Annotated in this window: 1 protein-coding gene; it reads right to left on the reverse strand. The window is 64.8% G+C overall.

The genetic code is table 11. The annotated features are described in order from the left end of the window. Positions 1 to 61: 61 nt before the first annotated feature. Positions 62 to 1206 (reverse strand): IS3 family transposase gene (locus C5E41_RS32945; RefSeq protein WP_439956518.1). Its coding sequence is split into 2 segments (ribosomal slippage): positions 62 to 939 and positions 939 to 1206, totalling 1146 coding nucleotides; the frame shifts between segments, so codons are not numbered across the junction. Positions 1207 to 1287 lie beyond the last annotated feature (81 nt).

The following is a 1287-nucleotide window of genomic DNA, read 5'->3' on the forward strand; positions in this document are numbered from 1 at the left end:
TGGCCGGTCCCCGATAACGGGACCACCCGGGTTTTGAGTCCGGGTTGTTTTCGATCCAGTTTCAGTTGATGGTGCAGGCCACGGGGTGGTGGGTGTGGCCGCAGCGGACAGCGTACTCGGTCGGCGTGAGGTAGCCCAGCGCCGAGTGGCGGTGGCGCAGGTTGTGTTCGGTCTTGAAGTCGCCGATGACCACGCGGGCTTCCAGCAGGGAGGTCCAGTGGTTGCGGTTCAGGCATTCTGCGCGCAGCCGCCGGTTGAACGATTCGATGTAGCCGTTGTTCCACGGCGTGCCCGGCGGAATGTAGGAGATCCCGACCCGGTCGACGCAGAACTGTTGCAGCGCAGTCGAAATCATCTCTGGTCCGTTGTCCATGCGGAGCACCATCGGCGGACCGCCCCGCGCCGTGAACACCTTCTCCAGTTCGGCTACGAGCTTCTCGGCGGTGATCGAACGCTCCACGAGATGCAGCAGCGACTCGCGGGTATGTTCGTCGATCATCGACGCGATCTTCACGGCCTTGCCGTCGACGGTGGAATCGAACTGGAAATCCAACGCCCACACCACCTTCGGTGCGTCGGCATCGGTCCGCGGCACCGACGAGGTGCCGGCTCGCTTGCGCGGGGAATGCGCGCGCACCTGCAGGCCCTCCTCGCGCCAGAGCCGATGAACCTTCTTCTTGTTCACCTCGGCGCCCTCGTCATGGCGCAGCGCAGCCCAGGCGCGCCGGAATCCGTGGCCGGGATGTTTCGTCGCGTAGGCGCGAAGCCAGGCCCGAAGATCGGCATCCGGATCGGCAGGGGTCTGCGCCAACGGAATACGGCGATAGCTCGCCCGTGCGAGCCCAACAACCTTGCACGCGAACCGTTCCGACAGGCTCTGAACATTCTTGAGCATGTCCACGGCGCGGCGCTTGGCGGCTGGGCTCAGAATTTTCCCTTCGCGATCTCCCGCAGCGCGTCCTTCTCCAGCTCGGCGTCGGCCAGCAGCCGCTTCAACCGTGCGTTCTGTTCGCGCAGCTCCTTGAGCTCTTTCGCAGCGTCGGTGTCCATACCGCCGAACTGGCGGCGCCAGTTGTACATCGTCGCCGCCGAGACTCCCAGCTCGGCAGCGATCTGTTCGCCGGTCTTGCCTTCCGCGGCCAACTCGTCCGCGCGGCGCAGCTTGCGCACGATGTCCTCCGCGGAATGCCGCTTCCGACCAGCCATATCTCTCATCGTCCCTTCCAGCCCCTTGCAGGGCCAACAGGACTCTAATACCAAGCGGTCTCATCCATCGGGGACAGGCCA

Source organism: Nocardia nova (assembly GCF_002933465.1).
Taxonomy (GTDB): domain Bacteria; phylum Actinomycetota; class Actinomycetes; order Mycobacteriales; family Mycobacteriaceae; genus Nocardia; species Nocardia nova_B.